The organism is Rhodococcus cerastii, from assembly GCF_033042195.1.
Taxonomy (GTDB): domain Bacteria; phylum Actinomycetota; class Actinomycetes; order Mycobacteriales; family Mycobacteriaceae; genus Rhodococcoides.
This window is the reverse complement of sequence record NZ_JAWLKF010000001.1, coordinates 402,296-426,457: the sequence shown is the minus strand read 5'-3', so window position 1 is coordinate 426,457 and position 24,162 is coordinate 402,296. Positions and strand designations below refer to the sequence as shown.

Below are 24,162 nucleotides of genomic sequence, written 5' to 3'. Positions count from 1 at the left end.
CCCTCTACGGCTGGGCACACAGCGCTACGATCGCCTCCGCCATGTGGTTCACGAACTCTCGACGCGCCGACTCGGTCAGCCGGTCGAGTGAGAGGTACGGGTTCAGGTCTTCGAGCTCGACCAACAGCAGCGTTCCGTCGACGGTGCGGCATGCGTCCACCCGAGTGATTCCGTGGTCGATGTCGTTCCAATCGACGAATCGTTGCGCGAACTCTCGGTCCTGAGCAGTAGTCGAGTACGGCTCCAGGTCCCAACGTCGGTCGGGGTCAGGAGCGTACAAGGCGTATCGAACTGTGTGGCCGATGAAGTAGAACGACACTTCGTACACGAAATCGATTCGCGGCTGAATCAGGCTGCCCGGCTCTACTTGCGATAATTCGGCGCGCCCGGAATGACGCATGCCGATCGAGTCGGCACCCCATTTCGGTTTCACCACATAGGTATTCACCTCGGGTAAGCGCGAGACGTTCCGCGGGTCGTCGACGGTAGGTATGACCGGAAAACCATCTGCGAAAAGATCGACCAGGTACTGCTTGCCTCTCTGGTCGCCTTTGCCGGTCAGCTGGGTGAAAACCTTCGTGCCGTTCTCGCGCGCATGGCGAGCAAACATGTCGAAAGCATCCTGGTACCCCAGCACAGGCCCGGAGTTCCGGATGACGACCACATCGAAGCCGTCCATCAGCGGAAGCGCGTCGAGCGGGTGACAGAGCGCAATGTCGAACCACTCGCGGAGCTGCGACGACAGAAAGATGTCTTCGTCGCAGTAGCGTCGGCCCTTCGACAGATACGCCAGGTCGGTGACGAAGAGAACGCGTGGAAGGGGTGCATGCATCGGGCAACTCCTACCGGTCTCGAAACATCACGATGTTCGTTCGCGGGCCAACAGAAATGCCTGCGATGTCGACTCGTATCCCATCGGAGCTCGATGCACGCGGACGTCCACCTCGAAGTTCGCCTCGACGAGCATGCCTGCGACCATGTCGGGGTCGAGTCGGTATGCGTCGTACGAGACCGAGTGTCCGTACGCCTGCTCGAGTCGCACCCGCTCGTTGCCTGCTTGAAATGCCAACAGCAGCAGACCTTCCGGCATCAGCACCCGATGCAATTCGGCAAAGATCTTCGACAATTGGTGCGGAGGCGTGTGGATGATCGAGTACCAGGCAACGATCCCCGCCAGAGAGCTGTCACCCGCGTCCAACGCCTCCATCGACCCGACATCGAATCGCAGGTGCGGATGTTCGCGCCGAGCGACCTCGATCATATTGGGCGACAGATCCATCCCCGCTACGTCGAGGCCGAGGCGGTGCAGCTGCTCGGTGATACGGCCGGAACCACACCCCACCTCCAGAACGTGCCCACTCGGCACCCGGGCTGCGAACGTCGCCAACAATCCGTGCTCGAGATGTCGGCCGTCGAGTTCGTCGCGAACAAGTTCGGCGTAGCTCTCGGCAACGGTGTCGTAGGCGGCCCTCGTCATCGAAACATGCTGTTGCTCGGCCACAGTGGCTACGGTACCGGCTCACCCGGTGTCGGCAGGTACGAGTGCGTCAGCATCTCGAAGAAGTGCCCGGTCGGGTCGCGGAAATACACTCCGCGGCCCCCGTGGTCGGTGTTGACGGTGCCGGGTTCGGTCATCCGGGGGTCGGCCCAGTGTTCGACGCCCTGGTCGACCAGCCTGGCGTAGGCCGCGTCGAACAGATCGTCGCTCACCCGAAATGCGTAGTGCTGGAACTGAATATCATCGAAGGGGGGCTCGGCGAATTGAACGAGAGTGCCGTCGGTGAGCTGTACGTTGACGAACGGCCCCCATGACGGCGCCTCGGGTAAAGCGAACAGGGTGCAAAAGAATTCGGCCGATGCGGCACTGTTCTTTGCAACGATGATGGTGTGATCGAACGAAATGGACATGCGCTGCCTCCTGGGCAGTACGACGCCTCCATGCCTGACGCAGTCCGTCATCGACACGCGACGCTGAGGACGATGCTCGCACGGACCCCGAATCCGAGTCAACCGGTGAATTCACGGCCGCGATTCGGTCTTCTTCGGTGACAGCATTGCCGAGGAGAGGAACCCACTATGGTCGGTCGACTTCTGTTCGTTCACGGTGCCGGCGGATTTTTCGACGACGCACCGCTGGCCAACGGACTTGCACAGGCTTTGCACCTCGATCTGTGCATGCCCGAACTGTCCGACACTGCCATGGGTTTCGAGGACTGGGCCGCGCCGGTTCGGCAGCACCTGGACCGGCTCGGATCGGATGATGCGGTCATTGCGCATTCCTTCGGCGCATCGATCCTCGTCAGAGTCTTGGCAGAACATCGCCGGGAGCGACCCCTGAGAGCCACTCTATTGGCGATGCCGGACTGGACTCCGCATGGGTGGGATGTCACGGACTACGCGTTCACCACCCAGGAGCCCGAGACCGACCTGACGCTCGTCCACTGCCGGGACGACGACGTGGTTCCCATTTCTCACCTGGCGTCGAACTCGACCGCTCTCCCGTCGGCGAGAGCGATCGAGTTGTCGACCGGTGGCCATCAATTCGACGGCATGATCGAGGCCGTTGCCGCCGAGATCCGCGGATTCGAGCGTCCCCGCGGGGACGCTTCTACTGGCCCCGATCCTCGTCGTCGATGACGAGGCCGACTCGGCCGAACATGCAGACTGGGCGTCCGCTCACCGATAGTCGTGGTCGATTCCCGTTGCCCATTGCGAACATTCGACGGCGATCACGTCGTCTCTTCCCCGCAGGAAGTCGCGTGCACCGAAGTCCCCCGAGGCCGATGCCACGGCTGCGTCGACGTGTCGACGCGCCAGGACGACCGGATGTCCGGGACGGCCGTCGAACACGGCCCTGGCCAGACCGGTTTCCCGCGCTGCGGCGAGTACTGCCTGCACCACCTCGGGTCCGACGTCCGGCGTGTCTACCACGTGCACGACCGCGTAGTCCGCGTCCGACGCTGCGGTCAGACCGGCCTCGAACGACGCGCTCATTCCTTGTTCCCACTGGGGTGCATAAACAGCGATCACACCGTCGGGCACGGGCGCATCCGCCGCGCCCAGCACCACGACCACGCGATCACAGCCGCCGTCGCGCAATGCCTGCACCGCAGTCCTGAGCCACAGCCCGTCGTGGGCGAGCACTTTGGGCGATCCGTATCGCGTTCCGGCACCGGCGGCCAATACCACTCCGACGGCAAGGTCCGACACGATCGTTCCTTTCACTCTCGGGTGGAGTCTTGGATGTTCGCACAACGTCCACGTCGAGTACGTCCCGAAGTTTGTGCTCGCTCGACTAGCGAGGATAGGCGTGATGACTGATTCTTAGTGCACTTCTCCTGCAGCGTCGCAGGAATCCTGCCCTGTTGCTTCCGCGAGGTGCCCACCCATGTCCGTCAAGCCCACCACACGCAAACGTGTCCATCCTGTCGACGAAGTGCTCCCCGTTCCGAAACTTGCTGCTTACGGGTTCCAACATGTCGTCGCGTTCTATGCAGGCGCCGTCTTGGTGCCGATCATCATCGGCAGCGCGATCGGACTGACCAACGAACAGTTGATCCACCTGATCAATGCGGATCTGTTCACCTGCGGCATCGCATCGATCATCCAATCGGTCGGATTCTGGAAGATCGGTGTCCGCCTGCCGCTCCTGCAGGGCGTGACGTTCGCCGGCGTCTCTCCGGTGATCGCGATCGCGATGGCGAACGGCGGCGGCACCGAGGGGTTGCTGTACGTCTACGGCGCCGTCATCGTCGCCGGTCTCGTCACGTTCTTCATGGCTCCGTACTTCAGTAGGCTGCTGCGATTCTTCCCACCGGTGGTCACCGGTACCGTCATCACGATCATCGGTGTGGCGTTGCTGCCGGTGGCGGTCAACGACGCTGTGACCAATCCTGCTACCCACGAACAGGATCCGTCCAACGGACGGTGGATGGCATACGCGATCGGCACCCTGCTGATCATCGTGCTGATCCAACGATTCTTCAAGGGTTTCATGGCGACCATCGCTGTGCTTCTGGGCCTGGTGATCGGTAGCGCCGTGGCGTTCGCTCTGGGAGACATGAACTTCGACGGCACCTCGGAGGCGTCGTGGGTCGGTTTCACACAGCCCTTCCTGTTCGGCGTGCCCAAATTCAGTGTCGTCGCGATCATTTCGATGATCGTGGTCATGCTCATCATCGCCGTCGAAACCACCGGCAGTGTGTACGCGACGGGTGAGATCGTCGGCAAGCGCATCAAGAAGGACGACATCGCAGCGACACTGCGCGCGGACGGCGTGGCCACCGTCATCGGCGGCACGTTCAACTCGTTCCCGTACACGGCCTTCTCGGAGAACGTCGGCCTGGTGCGCCTGACCGGTGTGCGCAGCCGTTGGGTGGTGGCCACGGCAGGCGGCATCATGATTCTGCTGGGTCTGCTGCCCAAGACGGCAGCCGTCGTGGCATCGATCCCGCCGCCGGTGCTCGGCGGAGCCGCGCTCGCCCTGTTCGCGACCGTCGCCGTGGTCGGAATCCAGACTCTGTCGAAGGTGGACTTCACCGATCACCGCAACCTGATCATCGTCGCCACAAGTCTCGGTCTCGCGATGCTCGTGACCATTCAACCGACGATCTCCGAGGGTGTGCCCGATTGGCTGGAAATGTTGTTCGGCAGTGGCATCGTTCTCGGTGCGGTCTCGGCAATCGTGCTCAACGTCTTGTTCTTCCACATCGGCAATCGCGGGCAGGCCGTCGCCGGTGGTCCGGGTAAGGGCATCACCCTCGACACGGTCAACGAGATGTCCGCCGAGGACTTCGCTGCCACGTTCGGCGGCTTGGTGCAGGGCACTCCGTGGGTGGTCGAACGCGCGTACCAGCAGCGGCCTTTCGCCGATGCGCACGGGTTGCGCGAGGCGTCCCAGGAGGCATTGTTGGCCGGCACCACCGAGGAACAGATCGAGCTGATCAACAGCTATCCCGATCTCGGTAGCGAGGACGCCACCGGCACCCTCAACGCAGCGGACCACGTCGGCTTGTCCAACCTGGAGGAGGACGAGCACGACAACATCGTCCAACTCGCCGCCGAATACCGCGAACACTTCGGCTTCCCTCTGGTGATCTGTGCACGGGAGACGGAGCGTTACGATCGAGTTCTGGCCAACGGGTGGTCACGCGTCGAGAACGCACCGTCGGCGGAGCGGTCGTTCGCGATGATCGAGATCGCCAAGATCGCGAACTACCGGTTCGACGACCTCGTGGCCGACGCCAACCCGATCGCGGCCGCGCGGTTCGGTCGCATCAACGACTTCAGATAGCGAGCGAGATGTGCTGCACGAATGGATAGGGCTCGACGGGTTCAATCGGCTCAGTGATCGGCAAGCGATGCATGCACTCTACGAGTGCTGCGCATCGTCGATCTGGGCCCGTCGAGTCGCCCAGGGTCGCCCCTTCGAAAGTCGAGATCTGCTGTTGGACAGGGCGGATCGAGTACTTGCCGAACTACCCGAGGCCGAGATCGACCATGCACTCGACGGTCATCCACGCATCGGCGGCAAGGCCGACAACCCGTCCTCGAAACGTGAGCAGGCCGCTGTGACGACGGCGGGTACCGAGGTGCGCGAGAAGCTGGCGGCGGGAAACCGTGCGTACGAGGACAAGTTCGGCCATGTGTATCTGGTGTGCGCCACGGGCAGGTCCGCGGAGGACCTGCTCGCTATCCTCGAGGAGAGACTCGACAACGATGCCGAAACCGAAAGACGGGTGCTCCGCGTGGAACTGGCCAAGATCAACCGAATTCGCCTCGGGCGCATGCTGGGACCAGAGCAGTGACGGGGCTGTCGACCCACGTCCTCGACGCCACCTCGGGGACACCTGCGGTGGGGATGCGGGTGCGGTTGTTCCATCCCGAGAAGGGTGAGATCTCCACCGCCACCACCGATGGCGACGGCCGAATCGGCGAGGTGGTGCCGGGGCCGATCGATCCGGGCGTGTATCGCCTTTCGTTCGACACCGGCGATTATTTCGAGGCCACATCGACGCCGAGCTTCTATCCCGAGGTGTCGATCTCGTTCACCGTCACCGATCCCGATGCCCACTATCACGTCCCATTGCTGTTGTCCCCCTTTTCTTATTCGACCTATCGCGGGAGCTGACATGACCGACCTGACCGGAAAGATCGTCCTCGGATCCAATCAGTACGGCAAGGCGGAGAACCGCGTGGTGCGGATCTATCGCGACTCTCCCCGGCACGAGATCCACGACATCAACGTGTCGAGCGCCCTGCGCGGCGACTTCTCGCCCGCGCATCTGGTGGGAGATCAGTCCAACGTGCTTCCCACCGACACCCAGAAGCAGACCGCGTACGCGTACGCGAAGACCAAGGGGTTGCTGCATCTGGAGAGCTACGGCCTCGATCTCGCTCGGCACTTCGTCGACGATGTGGAACCCGTCGACGGGGCCCGCATCGAACTCGAGGAGTACGCCTGGGCTCGCGCGGTGATCGACGGCGTCGAGCACGATCACACGTGGACCCGCAAGGGTGAGGAGATCCGCACGTCGGCGGTGACCGTCGAGGGCAAGGGCGACGCGCAGCAGACGTGGGTGATCAGCGGCTTCAAGGAGATGGTGATTCTCAAGTCCACGGGCTCGGAATTCCACGGTTTCCTCGAGGACGACCTGACTGTTCTCGAACCCACCACCGACCGGGTGATGGCGACATCGCTGACCGCGCAATGGCGATACACCACCACCGACGTCGAGTGGGACGCCGTGTACGCGGGTGTGAAGGCGGCGATGATCGAGCGGTTCGCCAATCTGCAGTCGCTGGCCCTCCAGCAGACTCTGTACGCCATGGGCGAGGCGGTGCTGGAGAAGTATCCGTTCATCGCAGAGATCACGATGTCGGCACCGAACAAGCATCACTTCGTCTACGACCTGGGCAGGTTCGGCATCGAGAACAATCTCGAGGTGTTCAACGCGGACGATCGGCCGTACGGTCTGATTCAGGCAACCGTCGAGCGCGAGGATGCCCCGGACGCCGGAAGTGCCTGGCGGACATACTCTGTCGTCGGATAGAGCCCTGAGCTCACGTGTGCAGCGCCGCAGTCCACTCCACCAACGGGGTCAGAGCTCGCCAGGCATCGCGCACCTTCGTGGCGGCCTTGGGTGTCTCCAGCCACGCGGGTGAGCCGAAATGCTTACCCGCGGTGAGTGACTTGTGGCGCAACAGGTCGATGCGCGGGTGGTCCAGCTCGTATCCCCGGGGCTTGGTCTTGAGCTTGTCGCCGCCGATCTCGTATCCGGCTTTGGTCAGCGTCGCCAGAATTCGCTCGAGTTCGGCACCGCGGACGTCGTCGTCGACGGTGCGGCGGTAGCGGGCAACGCCGTCGGTCGAGGAGTTGTAGAAGCCACCTGCGACGAACAAGCCCGCGGGGTCGATCTGGACGTAGAAGCCCAGACTGTCCCCACGAGCGACAAATCCACCCTGATGGGTCTTGTACGGGGTCTTGTCCTTCGAGAAACGGACATCGCGGTAGGGGCGAAACACCTTGGCGCTGCCGAATTCCGGTTCGAGGGTCGCGAGCAATGCTGTCATCGGCCCCTTGACCGCACTGTCGTAGACCTCCTTGTGCTCGCTCCACCAGAGCTTGCTGTTGTCGGCTTCGAGGTCCTCGTAGAAGTCCAGGGCAGCGAAGGGTATTCCGGTGAAGCCAGTCATTCCTCGATCCTATGCGGCCCCGGTGGCCGACGAAGGAGGGATGGATTGAAGCGCGAGGTAGACATCGAGCCGGTCCGAGGTGGAATTCAGATCCCGGCCCAGCAACTCCTCCACTCGCTTGATTCGGTACCGCACGGTGTTGAGGTGGACGTGCAACGACTCGGCCGTCCGGTTCCACGATCCACCGGTCGCCAGGAATTCGCGGAGGGTGTCGGTCAGACCGGCATCGGTGCGCCGGTCGTAGTCGAGCAGTGGAGCGAGTACGTGTTCGACGAACGACCGACGCACGTCGTCCGGCAGAGCCGAGAGCATCGACACCGCCGAGGTCAGTTGCGCACCCGCGGTGACGGTCACCGGGCTTGACCCTTGTCTGCTGACTTCCAGTGCGTGCCGGGCCGACCGCAGCGCGCCGTCGATGGTGATGCCGGTTGCCTCGGAGCTGACCCCCACGAGCAGACGGCTGTGCCCGATGCCGGAACCCAAGCGAGTCAATCGAGTTCGCAGTGTCTGTGTGAAATCAGGATCGTCGGTGTTCACGACAGCGACGATGTCCCCGTGCGTGCTGCACCCGACGCATCCTCCACCGAAGGAGGTGAGTGTGTCGCTGAGAACCGTACGCAGCATCTCGCGCAGGTCGATCCGTCCGCTGTGAACGACCCTGACGACGACCAGCGAGCGGTCGGGGTCGACACCTGCCTGACGCAGCCGCGTCAGGGCTTCGGGTCTGGTGCTGTCGGCCTCGATCAACGCCACTGCCTGGTCGGCGATTTCGCGTCGGACCAGTCGCCCCTCCTCGCGTCGAGCACGATCGAGCGCGGCGATGGCCGCGAGCTGGCCGAACGCATCGGCGATGGCAGGTGGGAACCTCGCCATGTCTCCCGCCACCGCGAGGAACCATCGGGTGGTCCGCTGCGCGAGCGCAGGCCCGACACCGAAGATGCTGTACACACCTCCGTCACTGAGAGTGGTTGTCGTGGGCAGCCTTTCGGAGGACAGCGCAGCGTGCGTCAGAGTATCGACGTCGGCATCGGAGAACGCCGAGACCTCGGCCACCAGCCGGCGTCCGGTCGCCGTGAAGATCAGACACGCCATCCCGGTTTCCCTCGAGGTGTGCAGCGCCAACTCGTCGAGCGCTCTGCCGTCTGCGATCGCGGTGAGCAGCTGGCGTTGCCGGACGAGCGAGGTGTTCAGCGAGGCTATGCGATCTCCGGTGACACGGCCGACGAGAAACTCCGTCACCTCGCCGAACGAGACGGACTCGGGTACCGCGAGCAGGGGTAGTCCGTGCCGCTCGCATGCGTCGACCAGGTCCGGTGGAATGTGACCGAGCAGCCCTTCACCGGCGGCCAGTGCCGAGGCCCCTGATTCGGCGACGGCCCTGACGAACATCTCACTGTCCGCGGGCGTTCGATGCCATACGAGACCGGTGATGACCAGCTCGCCGCCCGCGATGTAGCGCGACGGATCGGGCAGATCGGTCGTGTAGGTCCAACGCAGCGTGCGGCCGAGGGCGTCGGTATCGGAGGTGAGCAATCGAATGCCGAGCTGCGTGGCGTCGAGCAAGTCCTTGACCTGCACTGCTGTTCCTCCCCCGGCCCTCGCTGAGCGTGCTCGAAACAGCTGAGCTCGTAGGAAAAACAGTATGTGTGGGTTGTTTCGTGCGAGTTTCGGGCGTATCGCCGAACGACCGAAGATCGGTAACAGATACTCACTACAGTTCGAAGGGACACATCGGGTGTTGGATCTGTCGGGGTGGTGGATCTGCCGGCGAGAACGAGGTGAACGAAGGCCATGGATCTCGGCACTGTCGACGACATTCTGCTTCCCGGCTCCCGCGCGGACCTTCCGCCCGGACGCACGGACACCGCTGTCCTTGCCGGCGGTACCTGGCTGTTCTCCGAGAAGCAGGACCACCTGGCCACCCTCGTCGATGTCACCGCCTTGGGCTGGGAGCCGTTGACCGTCACCGAGACCGGGCTCGAGATCGCTGCCACCTGCACCATCGAGACTTTGGCGCGCTACTCCTCTCCTTGGCCGGCCACCGCATTGTTCCCCCGCTGCGCAGCAGCATTGTTGGCCTCGTTCAAGATCTGGAAGACCGCCACCGTCGGCGGCAACATCGCGCTGGCCCTGCCTGCCGGAGCAATGATCTCGTTGACCGCCGCTCTCGACGGTGTCGGGCAGGTGTGGTCGGGTGACGGGCCCGATCACGACTACCGCATCGCGATCGCGGATCTGGTCACGGGCCCGCACGAAAACGCCCTTCGACCGGGAGACGTGCTGCGCAGCATCGATATCCCGCTGCACGCGCTCCAGTCCAGAACGGCGATGCGCAAGCTCGCACTGTCACCGCTCGGGCGATCGGCCGCCGTGGTGATCGGGCGGGTCGACGACGACGGCGAATTCGTTCTGACCGTCAGCGCGTCGACCGTCCGTCCGTTCGTTCTGCGTTTCCCCGGCCTGCCGACGGCGGGCGAACTCGACGACGCGCTCGCCGCCACCATCGCTCCCCGGCACTGGTACGACGACCCCCACGGGGCTCCGGACTGGCGTCGACACATCAGTTGCACTGCAGCGCAGCAGATTCGCGAGGAGTTGTCATGATCGTAGACATCAACGGTGTGCCGACCGATGTCACTCCGCGGCCCGGTCAGTGCCTGCGCACCCTGCTCCGTGAACACGACCACTTCGAGGTGAAGAAAGGGTGCGACGCAGGCGACTGCGGCGCATGCTCGGTGCTCGTCGACGGCGAACCGGTGCACTCGTGCATCTTCCCCGCGTTTCGTGCTGCCGACCGGTCCGTCACCACCGTCGCGGGACTCGGTACACCGGACGACCTCCATCCGATGCAGAGCCGATTCGTCGAAGCCGCCGGTTTTCAGTGCGGATTCTGCACTGCGGGAATGGTCGTCACCGCCTCGACGCTGACCGAGGAAGATCTGGACGAGCTTCCCGAACGGCTGAAGGGAAACCTGTGTCGCTGCACCGGGTATCGCGCCGTGTCCGACGCCGTCTGCGGGGTGGTCAACACCGAGAAGTCCGTCGACGGTCCGGCGTGTGGACGGTCGCTCGCGGCACCCGCCAGCACGCGCATCGTCACCGGAACCGAGCCCTACACACTCGACCACACCCCTGCCGGGTTGCTGCACGCCAGTGTTCTCGGAAGTCCACACGCGCATGCCCGGATCGTCTCCGTCGATACCACCGCGGCAGAGCAGGTGCCGGGGGTGCACCTGATTCTGACTGCGAAAGACAGTCCGGCGACGGCATTCTCGACGGCCCGCCACGACCGCCGCGTCGACGATCCGGACGACACCCATGTGCTCGATACCGTCGTGCGCTTCATCGGCCAGCGAGTGGCGATCGTGGTCGCAGAATCGGTGGCAGCGGCCGAAGAAGGGTGCCGCGCACTTGTCGTCGAGTACGACGTGCTGCCTGCAGTGTTCGATCCGGAGTCCTCGCTCGCACCCGATGCGCCGAAGATCCACGGCGACAAGGACGCGACGGCGCGAATCGCGGATCCGTCTCGCAATCTGGTGGCCGAGCTGCACGGCAGTACCGGGGACGTCGACGCTGCCGTTCGCGACGCGGCGGCGGTGGTCACCGGCCGCTGGACCACGCAGCGGATTCAGCACGTGCACCTGGAAACCCACGGCACCATCGGTTGGTTGGACGAGACCGGAAAACTGAATCTACGCACCAGCACTCAGGTTCCGTTTCTGGTGCGCGACGAGATCTGCGAGATCTTCGGTTTGGCACGCGATCGTGTTCGCGTGTTCACCGCGCGCGTCGGCGGCGGATTCGGCGGCAAGCAGGAGTTGCTCACCGAGGACGTGGTGGCGCTGGCGGTACTGCGTACCGGTCGACCGGTGCAGTTCGAGTTCACGCGCACGGACGAGTTCACCGTGGCACCGTGCCGTCATCCGTTCCGCGTCGATGTCACGGCCGCCGCGAGCGCCGACGGCACGCTGACCGCCCTGTCGATCGACGTTCTCACCGACGCCGGTGCCTACGGGAACCACAGTGCCGGTGTGATGTTCCACGGCTGCGGCGAGTCGGTGGCGATCTACCGGTGCGCCAACAAACGGGTCGACGCAAAGACCGTGTACACCAACAACATCCCGTCCGGAGCTTTCCGAGGCTACGGTTTGGGACAGGTGATGTTCGCGATCGAATCGGCGATGGACGATCTGGCGCGAGAGATCGACGTCGATCCGTTCGAGTTTCGCAGACGCAACGTGATCGTCCCCGGCGACGACATCGTCGCCGCCCACCACGAGGAAGACGACCTGCAGTTCGGCAGCTACGGCCTCGATCAGTGCATCGACCTTGCCGAAGCCGCTCTGCGACGAGGCAACGGCGAGCACGCACCGGCGGGCTGGAAGGTGGGCGAAGGAATGGCGGTGGCCATGATCGCGACCATTCCCCCGCGCGGCCACCGCGCCGAGACCTCGGTGGCACTGCTACCCGAGGGGCGGTACGAGATACGCGTCGGGACTGCGGAATTCGGCAACGGAACCACCACCGTCCACACTCAGATCGCGGCGAGCGAACTGGGCACGTCCGTCGACCGCATCGGAGTCGATCAATCCGACACCGACTCGGTCACCTACGACACGGGCGCATTCGGTTCGGCGGGCACCGTGGTGGCAGGCAAGGCCCTCTATGCGGCGGTTCGCGCGATGTCGGCTCGGATCCTGGATCTGGCCGCCACCGCGACCGGACACCGAAATTCGGACTGCACACTCGGACCGGAGGGCGTGCGCTGCGGAGATCGCTTCGTCACCCTCGACGACATTCTGGCGATGGCGGGAGGCACCCTCGTCACCGCAGGCAACAGTGGCGGGCTGCCGCGTTCGCTCGCGTTCAACGTGCACGCGTTCCGAGTGGCGGTGCACGAGGACACCGGCACCGTGAAAATACTGCAGTCGGTGCAGAGCGCGGACGCCGGAACCGTGATGAACCCGCAACAGTGCCGTGGTCAGGTCGAGGGCGGCGTCGCACAGGCGATCGGTAGCGCACTGTACGAGGAGATCCGCACCGACGGTGCCGGTCTGGTCACCACCGATTCGATTCGTAGCTACCACGTTCCGCAGTTCGCGGACATTCCTCGCACGGAGGTCTTGTTCGCCGACACCTACGACCGGCTGGGTCCATTCGGCGCGAAGTCGATGAGCGAGTCTCCGTACAACCCCGTGGCACCGGCTTTGGCCAACGCCATTCGCGACGCCGTCGGTGCCCGACTGTACGACCTACCCATGTCGTCGGACCGCGTCTGGCGGGCGGTCAGCGGTCGTAGAACGTCTGCAGAATGATCGTGCTGCGCGTCTGCACGTTGGCGGTTGCCCGGATCTCCTGCAGCAAGCGTTCGAGCGCCCTCGGCGATTCGACTCGCACCAGCAGAACGTAGCTTTCCTCACCGGCAACCGAGTGACACGACTCGATGGCCGACAGATGCTTCAACCTGGCGGGGGCATCGTCCGGTTGGGCCGGATCGATCGGAGTGATGGCAACGAATGCCGACAGCGGACGGCCGAGGGCCTCCGGATCGACCTGGGCCGTGTATCCACGGATGACGCGCCTGGACTCGAGCCGTCGAACCCTCGATTGAACGGCCGAGACGGACAGGGAAGCCTTTTCCGCCAACGTCGCCAAAGTAGCGCGTCCGTCGGAGACAAGCTCGTCGATGATCAAGCGATCGACGCGATCGAGATTTTCACTCACCTGCGCAATGTAGCCCAGATCCGAGACGAATCAGCGGCCACATCCGTTTCTGCTGGTCGAATCGGTGCTTGTGCCTCTTTTTCACAGGAACAGAGGGGGTAGGGCCAGGACCATGACCGCCGACCAACTGACGTGCGTGAGAATCGGAGCCAGGATGCCACCGGACGCACGCCTCTGCAGACCCATCACGTAACCGAGTAGGACAGCCGCGAAGCCCAGCATCGGATTGCCGGATGCGAGGGTGGCAATCGCGTAGATGACGGTGGAGATGATGACCGGATGCTTGACCCCGATGGCCGAGTACAGGGCTCCCCGGAAGAAGATCTCCTCGGCGACGCCGTTGAGCAGCGCGATGAAGACGATCAGAACCAGTGACCCCACCCGGGCGTGTGCGAGCACGTTCTCGGTGAAGTCGGCCAGCGGCGGAATCTGCCGAACCACGAGTCCGCCGAGCAAGAAGACTCCGCCCACGGCGAGTCCGATCAGGATGGGGGTGACGATCGGCCGTCTGATCGACCCGCCGACCTGGATACGGCCCAGGTGCAGTGGTCCGGACGCAAATCCACCGATCGTCCAGACTGCGGCCAGCACCAGCGTCAGCGCATAGAACGTCGGGTCACCCGGCTCCGTCTTGAGCGAGAAGTACAGCACCGTCGCGCCGATCACCAAGGTGATCATCACGACGATTCGGCGCTTGCGAAACGCTGCGTCGGACTGTCGGTGATCGCGCTCGACCGGATCGACCAGAGCGGACTTCATCACGTTGAGCGCGGTCGTGGACCACGTTCCCATTACGCCTCCTCGGTATCGGTCAGTCGGCGTACGGCCGACCTCGCGCGTCGATTCACGTCGGCTATCACGTCGAGATTGGTGCGCACCGCTGCCGCGACGGGCTTGGCGTACAGCAGTCGACGCCCGCCGAGGGCTTCGATCAACCCCCAGGTGCGGTCCGAGGATGCCGCGACACCGCGACGTCTGATCCCCAGAGCGTCACCGCCGCTCCAGGCCGCGTCGGTGCGCGCGAGCCGAAGCGGATCCTTCAGCCCACACACACCGGGAGGGTCACCGACCATTCCCCGCACACTACGGGCCATGGCGTCGGCAATCGTGGTGAGACCTCGGGGAGGGTCCGGCACGAGTTCACGAATCCGACTCTCCGACGTCGTCATCGTGTTGTGCAGCGACCCGACGAGGTCTTCGGCGAGTCCCGCGGGAACCGGAATGATCTTTCCGATGACCTTGCCTGCGAGCGAGGTCGGCACCAGCGGCACCGGAACGCCGATGCGCTGGAGGCCGGCAGCTTCGACGTACGCGAACACCAGATCTCGATACGGCACCACATCCGGCCCACCGATGTCGTAGGAACCCGCTGGGACTGCATCGGTGTCGGCGCTTGCGAGCAGATAGTGCAGAACGTCGTCCACGGCAATGGGCTGCACGGGCTCGGCGAGCCAACTCGGCAGCGGCAGCACCGGCAAGCGGTCGGCGAGGTAGCGCAACATCTCGTACGACGTCGAACCTGCACCCAGGACGATGGCCGCTCTGAGCCAGACCAGCTCGACGCCGTCCACCGTCAGAGCCTCGCCGACGTCCGCCCGGCTCGCGAGGTGCTCCGACAGCTGGTCGTCATCGGGTACGAAACCACCGAGGTAGACGATTCGGCGTACTCCCGCCCGCGCCGCCGCCGCGGCGAACTGCTCGGCAGACCGCCGGTCCTGCGCGCGGTAATCGGACTCGCCGATGGCATGCACGAGGTAATAGGCCACGTCGATGTCGCCGGACTGCGCGAACGCGGCAGCGCAGGACTGCTCGTCGGTGACATCGAGCGAGACTGCGGTGACGGAGTCGTAGAAGTCGAAGGTCCGCAGGTTGTCCGGCGTTCGGGAGCCGACGACGACCTCGAACTCGTCGGCCAGCAGAGCTGCCACCAACCGCGACCCGATGTACCCGCTGGCACCGGTGACGAGAGCTCTCATGCTTCGAGGCTAACGGCACTCGGGGCGTTGTGTCGGTGTGGCATTGTCGCTCCTATGGCTCTGGTCTTGGCAGGTGTGGTGCTCCCCGATCCCCTCGGTACCGAAACTGTGCTCCGGCGAGGAGTCGCGGTCGCTCGGGCCGGTGCGGGCTGGATGCTCACCACGACCGCTTTCGCGCTTACCCTGCCCGGCCGAATCGAAGCACTGCTGACGCGCATTGAGATGTTGATGACACGTATCGATCACGTGATCGACTCCGCCGACGCCGTGGTCGCCAGCGTGCAGCGGACAACCGGGGCCGCGGACGAGGTGGTCGCGTCGGCGTCGGTCGCCTCACACACCGCGCTGGAGCTGATCGAGTTGTTCGATCCCATCGCCAAGAAGTCCGAGCCCATGGCCCGCAAGTTCGTCGACAACCTGTCCGAGGAGGAAGTCGACGCCGCGATCGCGATGGTCGATCAGCTCCCCGGACTCCTCGATCACATGGAAGCGCTGCTTCCCATTCTCGCCACCCTCGACACGGTGTCCCCCGAGATTCACGAACTCCTCGGAGTCACCAAGGACGTTCGGCGCGCGGTCATCGGCATTCCGGGATTCAAGTTCTTCCGCAATCGCGGTGAGGACAAGCTCAACGAGGAGCTACGAGACGAAGAGAACTAGGCGCTCGGGCTCAACGCCCCCGGGCGAGCCTCGTACGTAGTCGCGTCCACCAGGACGGTGCCTCCGAAACCGCCGCATTCGTGGGTGTCGCGGGCGACTGCGCCGCATGCTCGCGGGCCAGTCGGTCGACCTCGGCGCGGTTGATCCGCCAGCTCTCCATCCAGTTCTCGACGTCCACCGGGCCGAGCGGCACGATCGGCGGCGTCGGGAACCGAATCCAGTCGACGATGCGAGCGTTCAACTCGTCCAACACCTCTCGTGCCGAATCCTCGCGCCGAATGCCGATCAATGTCGACGGCAGCCGCTCGATCTCCTTGCGCAGCTGCAATGCAGTGGGCAGCAAGGCGTCGGCGGGCAGGTTCTCCCGTTTCAGGTAGCCTCGCACCCACCACAGCTCGTCGCCGGGATCGCCGACCGGGATCGGCTTGCCGGTGCCCTCCAGGCCCTCGAACGCACCGTTGTCCTGCGCCTCGCGAATCTGCTTGTCCACCCAGGACTCGAACGTGACTCCTGGTTTCTTGCGTTCGGTCACCCCGTCGACTGTAGATCCGGTGCCGGGCTCCGCGCCACGGCTGCGAACACGACGAAGCCCCGACCCACGTAGGCGGGCCGGGGCCGGTGTCGCGCAGCGGTGCTGTTCAGCCGTACTCGGCGACCAGTCGATCGAATTCCTCGCGGTCGATGACCTGGGGCTCGTTGATGGCGAGAGCCTGCGCGTATTTGCTCGCCAGGTGGTAGTCGCGGCCGAGTGGCCCGTGCTCGGCATCGTCCTCGTCGGACTGGATGCTCGCGCCCGGAGGCACCTCGTTCTGCAGGCCGTTGGTCTTGCTGCCGAGCAGAGCGTCGAGTTTCGCGGAAATCTTCTGCATGATCTCTTGGTCGTCGGTCATGGGGGCGGTGTACCCGAATCGCTCGAATCGACACCGCCGCACGCTCGGGGAACGGCGTGAGGGTTATCTGTCGGTGCCCGGGGGCATGATGATGGGATGGCCAGGCAGAGTACGGGCACCGACGCAGCGGGCGATCTGTCGGTGATGCAGAAGTTGTCGCGGCCGACCCGGGAATGGTTCACCGGCGCTTTTCCCGCTCCGACGTCCGCGCAGTTGGGCGCGTGGTCGTCCATCTCGAGTGGTTCGCACACCCTCGTGGTTGCTCCGACGGGTTCGGGCAAGACGCTCTCGGCCTTCCTGTGGGCCCTAGACGAGCTTGCGCAGCTGGGTGCGGACAGCACCCGCAAGACCAAAGTCCTCTACATCTCGCCGCTCAAGGCCCTTGCCGTCGACGTCGAGCGCAACCTGCGCGCTCCCCTCGTCGGCATCACCCAGACCGCCAAGCGCCTCGGCCTGAACCCACCGGAGATCTCGGTCGGTGTGCGATCCGGCGACACCAGCGCCGCCGACCGCAGGAACATGATCAAGACTCCGCCGGACATCCTGATCACCACCCCGGAGTCGCTGTTCCTCATGCTCACCTCGGCCGCGCGAGACATCCTCGCCGAGGTCGACACTGTCATCGTCGACGAGGTACACGCCGTCGCAGGCACCAAACGTGGCGCACACCTCGCGGTGTCTCTCGAACGGCTCGACGCGATGCTGGACAAGCCGGCTCAACGCATCGGCCTGTCCGCGACGGTGCGACCCCACGAGGAGGTCGGCCGATTCCTGGCCGGTGCCGCTCCCATCGAGATCGTCGCTCCGCCTGCACCGAAGACGTTCGATCTGACGGTCCAGGTGCCGGTCGAGGACATGACCGAACTGGGCGTCACCGACCCGAATGCGGACACCTCGGCCGCTCCCCCGGCGCAGGGATCCATCTGGCCCCACGTCGAGGAGAAGATGGTCGATCTCATCCTCGAGCACAAATCGTGCATCGTCTTCGCCAATTCTCGACGGCTCGCAGAGCGGCTCACTGCGCGGCTCAACGAGGTGTACGCCGAACGGATCGGCGACGGCGTCGACACCGAGCACAAACCGCCCTCGCAGGTCGGCACTCCCAACGACGTGAACCACGGTGCCGATCCGTTGCTGGCCCGAGCCCACCACGGCAGTGTCAGCAAGGATCAGCGCGCGCTGATCGAAGACGATCTCAAGACCGGCAGGCTGCGCTGCGTCGTCGCCACCAGCAGCCTCGAACTCGGAATCGACATGGGCGCAGTCGATCTGGTCGTCCAGGTCGAAGCGCCACCATCGGTGGCGAGTGGATTGCAACGCGTCGGACGCGCAGGTCACCAGGTCGGCGAGATCTCCAAGGGCGTGTTGTTCCCCAAGCACCGGACCGACCTGATCCACTGCGCCGTCACCGTCGAACGCATGACGTCGGGCAAGATCGAGGCGTTGTTCGTTCCCGCCAATCCACTCGACGTGCTGGCGCAGCAGACGGTGGCGGCCTGCGCCCTCGAACCGATCGACGCCGAGGACTGGTTCGATTCCGTCCGTCGCACAGGCAGTTTCGCCACGCTGCCCCGTTCGGCATACGAGTCGACTCTCGACCTCCTCTCGGGTCGCTACCCCTCGGACGAGTTCGCGGAACTGCGGCCGCGGCTGGTGTGGGACCGCGACGCGAACACTCTCACCGGCCGTCCCGGCTCGCAACGGCTGGCCGTCACCTCCGGTGGCACCATCCCCGACCGCGGCCTGTTCACCGTCTACATGGTGGGCGAAAAGCAGTCCAGGGTAGGCGAACTCGACGAGGAGATGGTCTACGAATCGCGAGTGGGTGACGTGTTCGCTCTCGGTGCCACCAGCTGGCGCATCGAGGAGATCACCCACGATCGCGTACTCGTCAGCCCGGCGTACGGCCAACCCGGCCGGCTCCCCTTCTGGCACGGCGACGGCCTGGGCCGGCCGGCCGAACTGGGCCAGGCCCTGGGCGAGTTCCTGCGCAGCACCACCGATCGCAGCAACTTGGCCGACCGGCTGAGCTCCGACGGTCTCGACGCCAACGCGGTCAACAACCTCATCGCATTGCTCGACGAGCAACTCGAGGCCACCGGCCAGCTCCCCACCGACAAGACGATGATCGTCGAGCGGTTCCGCGACGAACTCGGTGACTGGCGGCTCGTGCTGCATTCCACCTACGGTCAGCAGGTGCACGCGCCGTGGGCACTCGCAGTCGGCGCGAGGCTGATCGAGCGATACGGCATCGACGCCGCGCCCACCGCATCCGACGACGGCATCATCGTCCGGCTTCCGGACACCGACGACCAGCCGCCGGGCGCAGAACTGTTCGTCTTCGAGCGCGACGAGATCGCCGACATCGTCACCGAGCAGGTCGGCGGGTCGGCTCTGTTCGCATCGAGATTCCGCGAATGTGCCGCTCGCGCACTGCTTCTCCCCCGCCGCAACCCGGGCAAGCGAGCGCCGCTGTGGCAGCAGCGCCAGCGTTCGGCTCAACTGCTCGACGTGGCACGCAAGTACCCGACGTTCCCGATCCTGCTCGAGACCGTCCGCGAGTGCCTGCAAGACGTGTACGACCTCCCCGCCCTCGAGGACATCCTGGCCAGAATCGGCCGACGCCAGATCAGAATCGTCGACGTCGAGACGCCGTCACCGTCCCCGTTCGCCAACTCGCTGCTGTTCAACTACGTCGGCGCATTCATGTACGAGGGCGACAGCCCGTTGGCCGAACGCCGAGCCGCCGCACTGTCACTCGACTCGGCGCTCCTCGCCGAGCTGCTCGGACGCGTCGAACTGAGAGAGCTGCTCGACGACAGCGTCATCACCACCACCGAACTCGAGCTACAGCGCCTCCCCGAGGACCGCCACGCCAAGGACATCGAAGGCGTCGCGGACCTGCTGCGACTGCTCGGTCCGCTGACCGTCGAGGAAGTCGGCCTTCGAACCGACGGCGACGAATACCCGCAGTGGCTCACCGAACTCGCCGACGCCAAGCGGGCGATGGAGGTCTCGTTCGCCGGCAAGAACTGGTGGACGGCGATCGAGGACGCCGCTCGGCTGCGCGACGCACTGGGCGTCCCGCTCCCCATCGGAACTCCGTCCGCCTTCATCGAACCCGTCGACGACCCGCTGGTCGACCTGATCAGCCGGTACGCCCGAACCCACGGACCGTTCACCCTCGACGACGCGGCGGCGCGCTTCGGGGTGGGCACCGCCGTGGTACGCGACGTCCTGCGCAGACTCGCCGTCGACAAGCGCGTCGTCGAGGGCGAATTTCGGCCCGGAGCCACCGGCAGCGAATGGTGCGAGGCCGAGGTCCTGCGACGTTTGCGGCGCCGGTCGCTCGCTGCGGCCCGGCAGGAGATCGAACCCGTCTCCACCGCCACCCTCGGCCGCTTCCTGCCGGCGTGGCAGCACGTGGACAGCCGACGCCTGAGCGGAATCGACGGCGTCGCAACCGTCATCGAACAGCTTGCGGGCGTTCCTGTTCCGGCATCGGCCTGGGAATCACTCGTGCTCTCGTCGCGGGTGACGGACTACAGTCCGGCGATGCTCGACGAACTGACCTCCACCGGAGAGGTGTTGTGGTCAGGACACGGCGCGATCTCCTCGAAGGACGGCTGGGTGAGCCTGCACATGGCCGACACCGCTCCGCTGACTCTCGTGCCCGCTGCGGAATCCGACCTGTCGGAGTTGCAGATTCGCATTCAGGATGCCGTTGCGAACGGCGGCGCGTACTTCTTCCGCCAACTCTCCGACACCGTCGGCAGTACCGATGACACCGCACTTCAGGCCGCCCTGTGGGAGCTGGTGTGGGCGGGCCGTCTGAGCAACGACACATTCGCCCCGCTGCGCGCGCTGTTGAACTCCACGACCACCCGCTCGGCCCCGAGCCATCGAGCACCGCGTCGCACACCGCGGTTGCGCTCGTACCGGCAGTTCGAGCGGCCGTCCCTGCCCACCCGCACCGGACCTCCTACCGCGGGTGGACGATGGTCGAGGTTACCCGAGCTCGAACCCGACCTGACCGTCCGCGCCCATGCGACCGCCGATGTACTGCTCGAACGCTACGGCGTGGTGACCCGCGGCTCGGTGATGAACGAGGGCGTGCCCGGCGGATTCGCCACGATGTACAAGGTGCTCACCGGATTCGAGGATTCCGGTCGCTGCCGTCGCGGCTACTTCGTCGATTCCCTCGGCGGGGCGCAGTTCTCCACCTCCGATGTGGTGGACCGGTTGCGCAGCTACGACGAACCGAAGAAGAACGCCACCGCCGTCGTGCTCGCGTCGTGCGATCCGGCCAACCCCTACGGCGGAGCACTGCCCTGGCCGAAAGCAGGCATCGGCGAGGCCGGTGTCGGAGACAAGCCGGACGAGACGACGAAGCATCGGCCGGGTCGCAAGGCCGGTGCACTGGTGGTCCTCGTCCGGGGCGAGTTGACGATGTTCGTCGAACGCGGCGGAAAGTCGGTGCTGACGTTCGGTGAGAACACCGAGGACATCGGCGCTGCAGCAACCGCATTGGCGGCCACCGTTCGCCGCGGCGGAGTCGACAAGCTACTCGTCGAGCGGATCAACGGTCACGATATTCACGGCACCGACTTCGCCAAGACCCTGACCGAGGCCGGTTTCTCGGCGACGCCACGCGGCCTTCGTCTGCGTCGCTGAAGCACCGCAACACTCCCCAGGAACGAGAAAGGACACCGATGCCCGAGGGCGATACCGTCTGGCGCGCTGCGAACACTCTGCGGGCAGCGCTGGAAGGCCAGCGACTGACGACCTGCGACATTCGCGTACCCCGTTACGCCACAGTCGACTTCACCGGAGAGACCGTCGATTCCGTCGCCTCACGCGGAAAGCACCTGCTGATCAGAGTCGGCGGCTACGTCATTCATTCGCATCTGAAGATGGAGGGCACCTGGCACGTCTACGCACCCGGCGCTCGCTGGCGTCGCCCCGCGTTCCAGGCACGGATCATCCTGAACACCGCCGACGCGCAGGCCATCGGGTTCGAACTCGGAGTGCTCGACATCGTCGAGGACGAGGACGAGGTTGTCGGCTATCTCGGACCGGATCTACTGGGTCCCGACTGGGACCCGAAAACCGCCCTGACCAATCTGGAGTCGGATCCGGCTCGTCCCGTCGGACTCGCTCTGCTCGATCAGCGCAACATCGCAGGGCTCGGCAACGTCTATCGAAACGAGATCTGCTTCCTGCGTGGCATAGACCCGCGTACACCGGTCGGCGACGCGGGTGACCTGAAGAAGACGATCGACCTGTCCTATCGATTGATCATGGCCAACAAGGATCGAAACCAACGCGTCACTACCGGGGATCGACGCCCGGGCCGACACTTCTGGGTGTACGGCCGGGAGAACAAGCCATGCCGACGCTGCGGAACCACCATCGAATTCGGCCTGATCGGAGACAACCCACTCGAGGAACGGCAGATCTACCACTGCCCGCACTGCCAGAACTGAGGTCTGGCGAGATCGTCCGGTCCGTGGTGTCCTTTTCGACGAACCTCGTTCGTCCTTCGTGTGTAGGTCGACGAACGGCGCCGACCACGACGATTCCAAGGAGACCTCATGACCACGTACGCAGCCATCGTCTACACCCATGACGCCGACTGGACCTCGCCCGAGGTCGCGGACGAGATGGCCGAATACGGTGCATTCAGTGCCGCGGCCGGACCCGCGATCATCGGCGGAGCGGTCCTTCACCCCACCTCGACCGCCACCACCGTGCGCGTGTCGGGCGGGAAGGGAGGTGACGTCCTGACAACGGACGGTCCGTTCGCCGAAGCAAAAGAGGTACTCGCGGGGTTCTTCCTCCTCGAGGCACAGGACCTCGATGCCGCGATCGCACTGGCCGCACAGATCCCAGCGGCATGGAACGGAGCAATCGAAGTACGGCCGATCATCCCGATGGCTCAGTGAGCACACCGGCCGAGCACCTGGCGGCCGTGGTCCGTGACGAGGGTCGCCGAGTGCTGGCGACCCTCGTGCGCACCACCGGCAGCCTTGCCGTCGCCGAGGACGCAGTCTCCGAGGCTGTGGTGACCGCACTCGCTCACTGGCCTCGATCGGGTGTCCCCGACAATCCGCGCGCCTGGCTCACGACCGTAGCTCGAAACAAGGCACTCGACATCATCAGACGCGAGGCCGGGCGCACCACGAAGGAACGAGAGGCGGCGGATCTCGCCGTGCTGAAGCAGAATTGGAGCGAGAGCGACGAGTCCGCGATCGCCGACGATCTGTTGCGGTTGGTCTTCACCTGCTGTCATCCGACGCTCTCCGTCGACGCCCAGGTGGCACTGAGCCTGCGCACGCTCTGCGGGCTCGCCACGTCCGACATCGCCCGATTGATGCTCGTGCCCGAGGCCACCATGGCCAAACGCCTCACACGCGCGAAGAAGAAGATCGCAGCTGCCAACATTCCGTATCGAGTACCGGATTCGGCAGAGTTACCGCAACGACTCGACGCTGTGGCCACCACGGTGTATCTGATGTTCACCGCCGGCCATCTCGGGGGCGAGACGCTGGTGCGGCCGCAGCTGTGCGACGAGGCACTTCGGTTGGCCCGCTTGCTGATCGACCTGATGCCGGACGAGCCGTCACTCCAGGGGCTTCTGGCCCTCATGCTGTTCACGGACTCGCGCCGGGCGACCAGGACCGATGAATCGGGCGGCCTCGCCAGGCTGGAGGATCAGGACAGATCTCGGTGGAATCGAGAGGCTATCGAGGAGGGTGCTCGGTTGATGGACAGTGCACTGCGTCGCAACGACTCTCGGCCCAGCCGCTACACCATCCAGGCAGCCATCGCAGCATGTCACTCCACTGCAGCGACCTACGCCGACACCGATTGGTCACGAATCGTCATGTTGTACGACGCGCTCGTGGTTGTGGAGAACACCCCGATCGTGGCACTGAACCGCGGTGTCGCCGTAGGGGAAAGCCAGGGTCCTGCCGCCGGGCTCGACGCACTCGACGCCATCGATTCTCTCGGCAGCCACTACCTGTGGCATGCCTGTCGAGCTGTGATGCTCGATCGCCTGGACCGCATGGAAGAGGCCGAGAACGCACGAACGGCTGCGCTTGCTCTCGACCCATCGCCGGTCGAGAGAGCGTATCTCCGGGCGCAGCTCGCGCCGTCCTCGCGCCCTGTCGAGCAAAGACGGGAAGAAACCTGAAAGCTCCCTGTCAGGTGCG

At 64.9% G+C, this 24,162-nt stretch carries 23 protein-coding genes; 12 read left to right on the top strand and 11 right to left on the bottom strand.

Annotated elements, in window-relative coordinates:
• Nucleotides 1–4: 4 nt before the first annotated feature.
• The 3 genes from R3P93_RS01795 to R3P93_RS01785 are packed head-to-tail and all read right to left on the bottom strand — an operon-like array spanning nucleotide 5 to nucleotide 1,908.
• Nucleotides 5–832: an ATP-grasp domain-containing protein gene (locus R3P93_RS01795; RefSeq protein WP_317532301.1), complete on the bottom strand. Its 828-nt coding sequence runs from the start codon at nucleotides 830–832 to the stop codon at nucleotides 5–7.
• Between the two features lie 27 nt (nucleotides 833–859).
• Nucleotides 860–1,477 carry a class I SAM-dependent DNA methyltransferase gene (locus R3P93_RS01790; RefSeq protein ID WP_068051457.1) on the bottom strand — a complete coding sequence of 206 codons (618 nt, stop codon included), beginning with the start codon at nucleotides 1,475–1,477 and terminating at the stop codon, nucleotides 860–862.
• 29 nt (nucleotides 1,478–1,506) lie between these two features.
• Complete coding sequence (locus tag R3P93_RS01785) at nucleotides 1,507–1,908, bottom strand: VOC family protein (RefSeq protein WP_068051419.1); 402 nt, start codon at nucleotides 1,906–1,908, stop codon at nucleotides 1,507–1,509.
• A gap of 168 nt (nucleotides 1,909–2,076) precedes the next feature.
• Between R3P93_RS01785 and R3P93_RS01780 the strand changes: the two genes are divergently transcribed.
• The gene (locus tag R3P93_RS01780) at nucleotides 2,077–2,637 is read left to right on the top strand and encodes an alpha/beta fold hydrolase (protein ID WP_317532300.1); all 561 of its coding nucleotides are present in this window, start codon (nucleotides 2,077–2,079) and stop codon (nucleotides 2,635–2,637) included.
• 39 nt (nucleotides 2,638–2,676) lie between these two features.
• Here the strand turns inward: R3P93_RS01780 and R3P93_RS01775 are convergent, their stop codons facing one another.
• On the bottom strand, nucleotides 2,677–3,213 hold the full coding sequence (locus tag R3P93_RS01775) for a nucleotidyltransferase family protein (RefSeq protein WP_094686491.1): 537 nt from the start codon (nucleotides 3,211–3,213) through the stop codon (nucleotides 2,677–2,679).
• A 175-nt stretch (nucleotides 3,214–3,388) separates the two neighbouring features.
• Between R3P93_RS01775 and uraD (R3P93_RS01770) the strand changes: the two genes are divergently transcribed.
• From uraD (R3P93_RS01770) to pucL, 4 genes are read left to right on the top strand one after another with little or no spacing between them, the layout of a single operon-like run.
• Nucleotides 3,389–5,293 carry a 2-oxo-4-hydroxy-4-carboxy-5-ureidoimidazoline decarboxylase gene (gene uraD / locus R3P93_RS01770; protein ID WP_317532299.1) on the top strand — a complete coding sequence of 635 codons (1,905 nt, stop codon included), beginning with the start codon at nucleotides 3,389–3,391 and terminating at the stop codon, nucleotides 5,291–5,293.
• Nucleotides 5,294–5,303: 10 nt separating this feature from the next.
• Nucleotides 5,304–5,807, top strand: a complete 504-nt coding sequence (gene uraD, locus R3P93_RS01765; protein ID WP_094686415.1) for a 2-oxo-4-hydroxy-4-carboxy-5-ureidoimidazoline decarboxylase — start codon at nucleotides 5,304–5,306, stop codon at nucleotides 5,805–5,807.
• Nucleotides 5,804–6,130 (top strand): hydroxyisourate hydrolase, encoded by a 327-nt coding sequence (gene uraH, locus R3P93_RS01760; protein WP_094686416.1) that lies wholly within the window; start codon nucleotides 5,804–5,806, stop codon nucleotides 6,128–6,130. The genes uraD (R3P93_RS01765) and uraH overlap by 4 nt, the downstream gene beginning before the upstream one ends.
• 1 nt (nucleotide 6,131) lies before the next feature.
• Nucleotides 6,132–7,052 carry a factor-independent urate hydroxylase gene (gene pucL / locus R3P93_RS01755; RefSeq protein WP_094686417.1) on the top strand — a complete coding sequence of 307 codons (921 nt, stop codon included), beginning with the start codon at nucleotides 6,132–6,134 and terminating at the stop codon, nucleotides 7,050–7,052.
• A gap of 10 nt (nucleotides 7,053–7,062) precedes the next feature.
• On the opposite strand, the gene R3P93_RS01750 is transcribed toward pucL, so the two are convergent.
• Nucleotides 7,063–7,695 carry a DUF2461 domain-containing protein gene (locus R3P93_RS01750; RefSeq protein ID WP_094671212.1) on the bottom strand — a complete coding sequence of 211 codons (633 nt, stop codon included), beginning with the start codon at nucleotides 7,693–7,695 and terminating at the stop codon, nucleotides 7,063–7,065.
• Between the two features lie 9 nt (nucleotides 7,696–7,704).
• Nucleotides 7,705–9,273 carry a PucR family transcriptional regulator gene (locus R3P93_RS01745; protein WP_317532298.1) on the bottom strand — a complete coding sequence of 523 codons (1,569 nt, stop codon included), beginning with the start codon at nucleotides 9,271–9,273 and terminating at the stop codon, nucleotides 7,705–7,707.
• A 213-nt stretch (nucleotides 9,274–9,486) separates the two neighbouring features.
• Here R3P93_RS01745 and R3P93_RS01740 point away from each other — a divergent pair, with 213 nt between their 5' ends.
• Together R3P93_RS01740 and R3P93_RS01735 are read left to right on the top strand one after the other, a co-directional pair.
• Nucleotides 9,487–10,299: an FAD binding domain-containing protein gene (locus R3P93_RS01740; protein ID WP_317532297.1), complete on the top strand. Its 813-nt coding sequence runs from the start codon at nucleotides 9,487–9,489 to the stop codon at nucleotides 10,297–10,299.
• Nucleotides 10,296–13,010: a molybdopterin-dependent oxidoreductase gene (locus tag R3P93_RS01735; RefSeq protein ID WP_317532296.1), complete on the top strand. Its 2,715-nt coding sequence runs from the start codon at nucleotides 10,296–10,298 to the stop codon at nucleotides 13,008–13,010. Before R3P93_RS01740 ends, R3P93_RS01735 begins: the two co-directional genes overlap by 4 nt.
• Here the strand turns inward: R3P93_RS01735 and R3P93_RS01730 are convergent.
• From R3P93_RS01730 to R3P93_RS01720, 3 genes are all read right to left on the bottom strand, one after another.
• Nucleotides 12,982–13,419, bottom strand: coding sequence for an Lrp/AsnC family transcriptional regulator (locus tag R3P93_RS01730; protein WP_032376860.1), 438 nt, complete (start codon nucleotides 13,417–13,419; stop codon nucleotides 12,982–12,984). The two genes, R3P93_RS01735 and R3P93_RS01730, sit on opposite strands and share 29 nt — an antisense overlap.
• An 81-nt stretch (nucleotides 13,420–13,500) precedes the next feature.
• A complete protein-coding gene (locus R3P93_RS01725) occupies nucleotides 13,501–14,211 on the bottom strand; it encodes a CPBP family intramembrane glutamic endopeptidase (RefSeq protein ID WP_068051435.1) in 711 nt (236 codons plus the stop codon).
• On the bottom strand, nucleotides 14,211–15,395 hold the full coding sequence (locus tag R3P93_RS01720) for an NAD(P)H-binding protein (RefSeq protein WP_317532295.1): 1,185 nt from the start codon (nucleotides 15,393–15,395) through the stop codon (nucleotides 14,211–14,213). The genes R3P93_RS01725 and R3P93_RS01720 overlap by 1 nt, the downstream gene beginning before the upstream one ends.
• Before the next feature lie 54 nt (nucleotides 15,396–15,449).
• On the opposite strand from R3P93_RS01720, the gene R3P93_RS01715 reads away from it, so the two are divergent.
• Complete coding sequence (locus R3P93_RS01715; protein WP_068051439.1) at nucleotides 15,450–16,055, top strand: ribulose 1,5-bisphosphate carboxylase large subunit; 606 nt, start codon at nucleotides 15,450–15,452, stop codon at nucleotides 16,053–16,055.
• Nucleotides 16,056–16,065: 10 nt separating this feature from the next.
• Here the strand turns inward: R3P93_RS01715 and R3P93_RS01710 are convergent, their stop codons facing one another.
• Together R3P93_RS01710 and R3P93_RS01705 are read right to left on the bottom strand one after the other, a co-directional pair.
• Complete coding sequence (locus tag R3P93_RS01710; RefSeq protein WP_094671204.1) at nucleotides 16,066–16,587, bottom strand: DnaJ family domain-containing protein; 522 nt, start codon at nucleotides 16,585–16,587, stop codon at nucleotides 16,066–16,068.
• 106 nt (nucleotides 16,588–16,693) lie between these two features.
• Complete coding sequence (locus R3P93_RS01705) at nucleotides 16,694–16,945, bottom strand: modification methylase HgiDII (protein WP_068051442.1); 252 nt, start codon at nucleotides 16,943–16,945, stop codon at nucleotides 16,694–16,696.
• A gap of 96 nt (nucleotides 16,946–17,041) precedes the next feature.
• Between R3P93_RS01705 and R3P93_RS01700 the strand changes: the two genes are divergently transcribed.
• From R3P93_RS01700 to R3P93_RS01685, 4 genes are all read left to right on the top strand, one after another.
• A complete protein-coding gene (locus R3P93_RS01700) occupies nucleotides 17,042–21,619 on the top strand; it encodes an ATP-dependent helicase (RefSeq protein ID WP_394855238.1) in 4,578 nt (1,525 codons plus the stop codon).
• A 38-nt stretch (nucleotides 21,620–21,657) separates the two neighbouring features.
• Entirely contained in the window at nucleotides 21,658–22,431 is a 774-nt protein-coding gene (locus tag R3P93_RS01695; protein ID WP_068051446.1) for a DNA-formamidopyrimidine glycosylase family protein, read from the top strand.
• 108 nt (nucleotides 22,432–22,539) lie between these two features.
• Nucleotides 22,540–22,890 carry a YciI family protein gene (locus R3P93_RS01690; RefSeq protein WP_068051448.1) on the top strand — a complete coding sequence of 117 codons (351 nt, stop codon included), beginning with the start codon at nucleotides 22,540–22,542 and terminating at the stop codon, nucleotides 22,888–22,890.
• Nucleotides 22,887–24,143 carry an RNA polymerase sigma factor gene (locus R3P93_RS01685; RefSeq protein WP_317532294.1) on the top strand — a complete coding sequence of 419 codons (1,257 nt, stop codon included), beginning with the start codon at nucleotides 22,887–22,889 and terminating at the stop codon, nucleotides 24,141–24,143. Before R3P93_RS01690 ends, R3P93_RS01685 begins: the two co-directional genes overlap by 4 nt.
• Nucleotides 24,144–24,162 lie beyond the last annotated feature (19 nt).

Excerpts from the sequence above, each read along its gene's own strand:
- R3P93_RS01795 (WP_317532301.1), bottom strand. The coding sequence starts at position 832 with ATGCATGCACCCCTTCCACGCGTTCTCTTCGTCACCGACCTGGCGTAT.
- R3P93_RS01790 (WP_068051457.1), bottom strand. The coding sequence starts at position 1,477 with ATGACGAGGGCCGCCTACGACACCGTTGCCGAGAGCTACGCCGAACTT.
- R3P93_RS01785 (WP_068051419.1), bottom strand. The coding sequence starts at position 1,908 with ATGTCCATTTCGTTCGATCACACCATCATCGTTGCAAAGAACAGTGCC.
- R3P93_RS01780 (WP_317532300.1), top strand. The coding sequence starts at position 2,077 with ATGGTCGGTCGACTTCTGTTCGTTCACGGTGCCGGCGGATTTTTCGAC.
- uraD (WP_317532299.1), top strand. The coding sequence starts at position 3,389 with ATGTCCGTCAAGCCCACCACACGCAAACGTGTCCATCCTGTCGACGAA.
- pucL (WP_094686417.1), top strand. The coding sequence starts at position 6,132 with ATGACCGACCTGACCGGAAAGATCGTCCTCGGATCCAATCAGTACGGC.
- R3P93_RS01750 (WP_094671212.1), bottom strand. The coding sequence starts at position 7,695 with ATGACTGGCTTCACCGGAATACCCTTCGCTGCCCTGGACTTCTACGAG.
- R3P93_RS01740 (WP_317532297.1), top strand. The coding sequence starts at position 9,487 with ATGGATCTCGGCACTGTCGACGACATTCTGCTTCCCGGCTCCCGCGCG.
- R3P93_RS01735 (WP_317532296.1), top strand. The coding sequence starts at position 10,296 with ATGATCGTAGACATCAACGGTGTGCCGACCGATGTCACTCCGCGGCCC.
- R3P93_RS01725 (WP_068051435.1), bottom strand. The coding sequence starts at position 14,211 with ATGGGAACGTGGTCCACGACCGCGCTCAACGTGATGAAGTCCGCTCTG.
- R3P93_RS01720 (WP_317532295.1), bottom strand. The coding sequence starts at position 15,395 with ATGAGAGCTCTCGTCACCGGTGCCAGCGGGTACATCGGGTCGCGGTTG.
- R3P93_RS01715 (WP_068051439.1), top strand. The coding sequence starts at position 15,450 with ATGGCTCTGGTCTTGGCAGGTGTGGTGCTCCCCGATCCCCTCGGTACC.
- R3P93_RS01705 (WP_068051442.1), bottom strand. The coding sequence starts at position 16,945 with ATGACCGACGACCAAGAGATCATGCAGAAGATTTCCGCGAAACTCGAC.
- R3P93_RS01700 (WP_394855238.1), top strand. The coding sequence starts at position 17,042 with ATGGCCAGGCAGAGTACGGGCACCGACGCAGCGGGCGATCTGTCGGTG.
- R3P93_RS01695 (WP_068051446.1), top strand. The coding sequence starts at position 21,658 with ATGCCCGAGGGCGATACCGTCTGGCGCGCTGCGAACACTCTGCGGGCA.
- R3P93_RS01690 (WP_068051448.1), top strand. The coding sequence starts at position 22,540 with ATGACCACGTACGCAGCCATCGTCTACACCCATGACGCCGACTGGACC.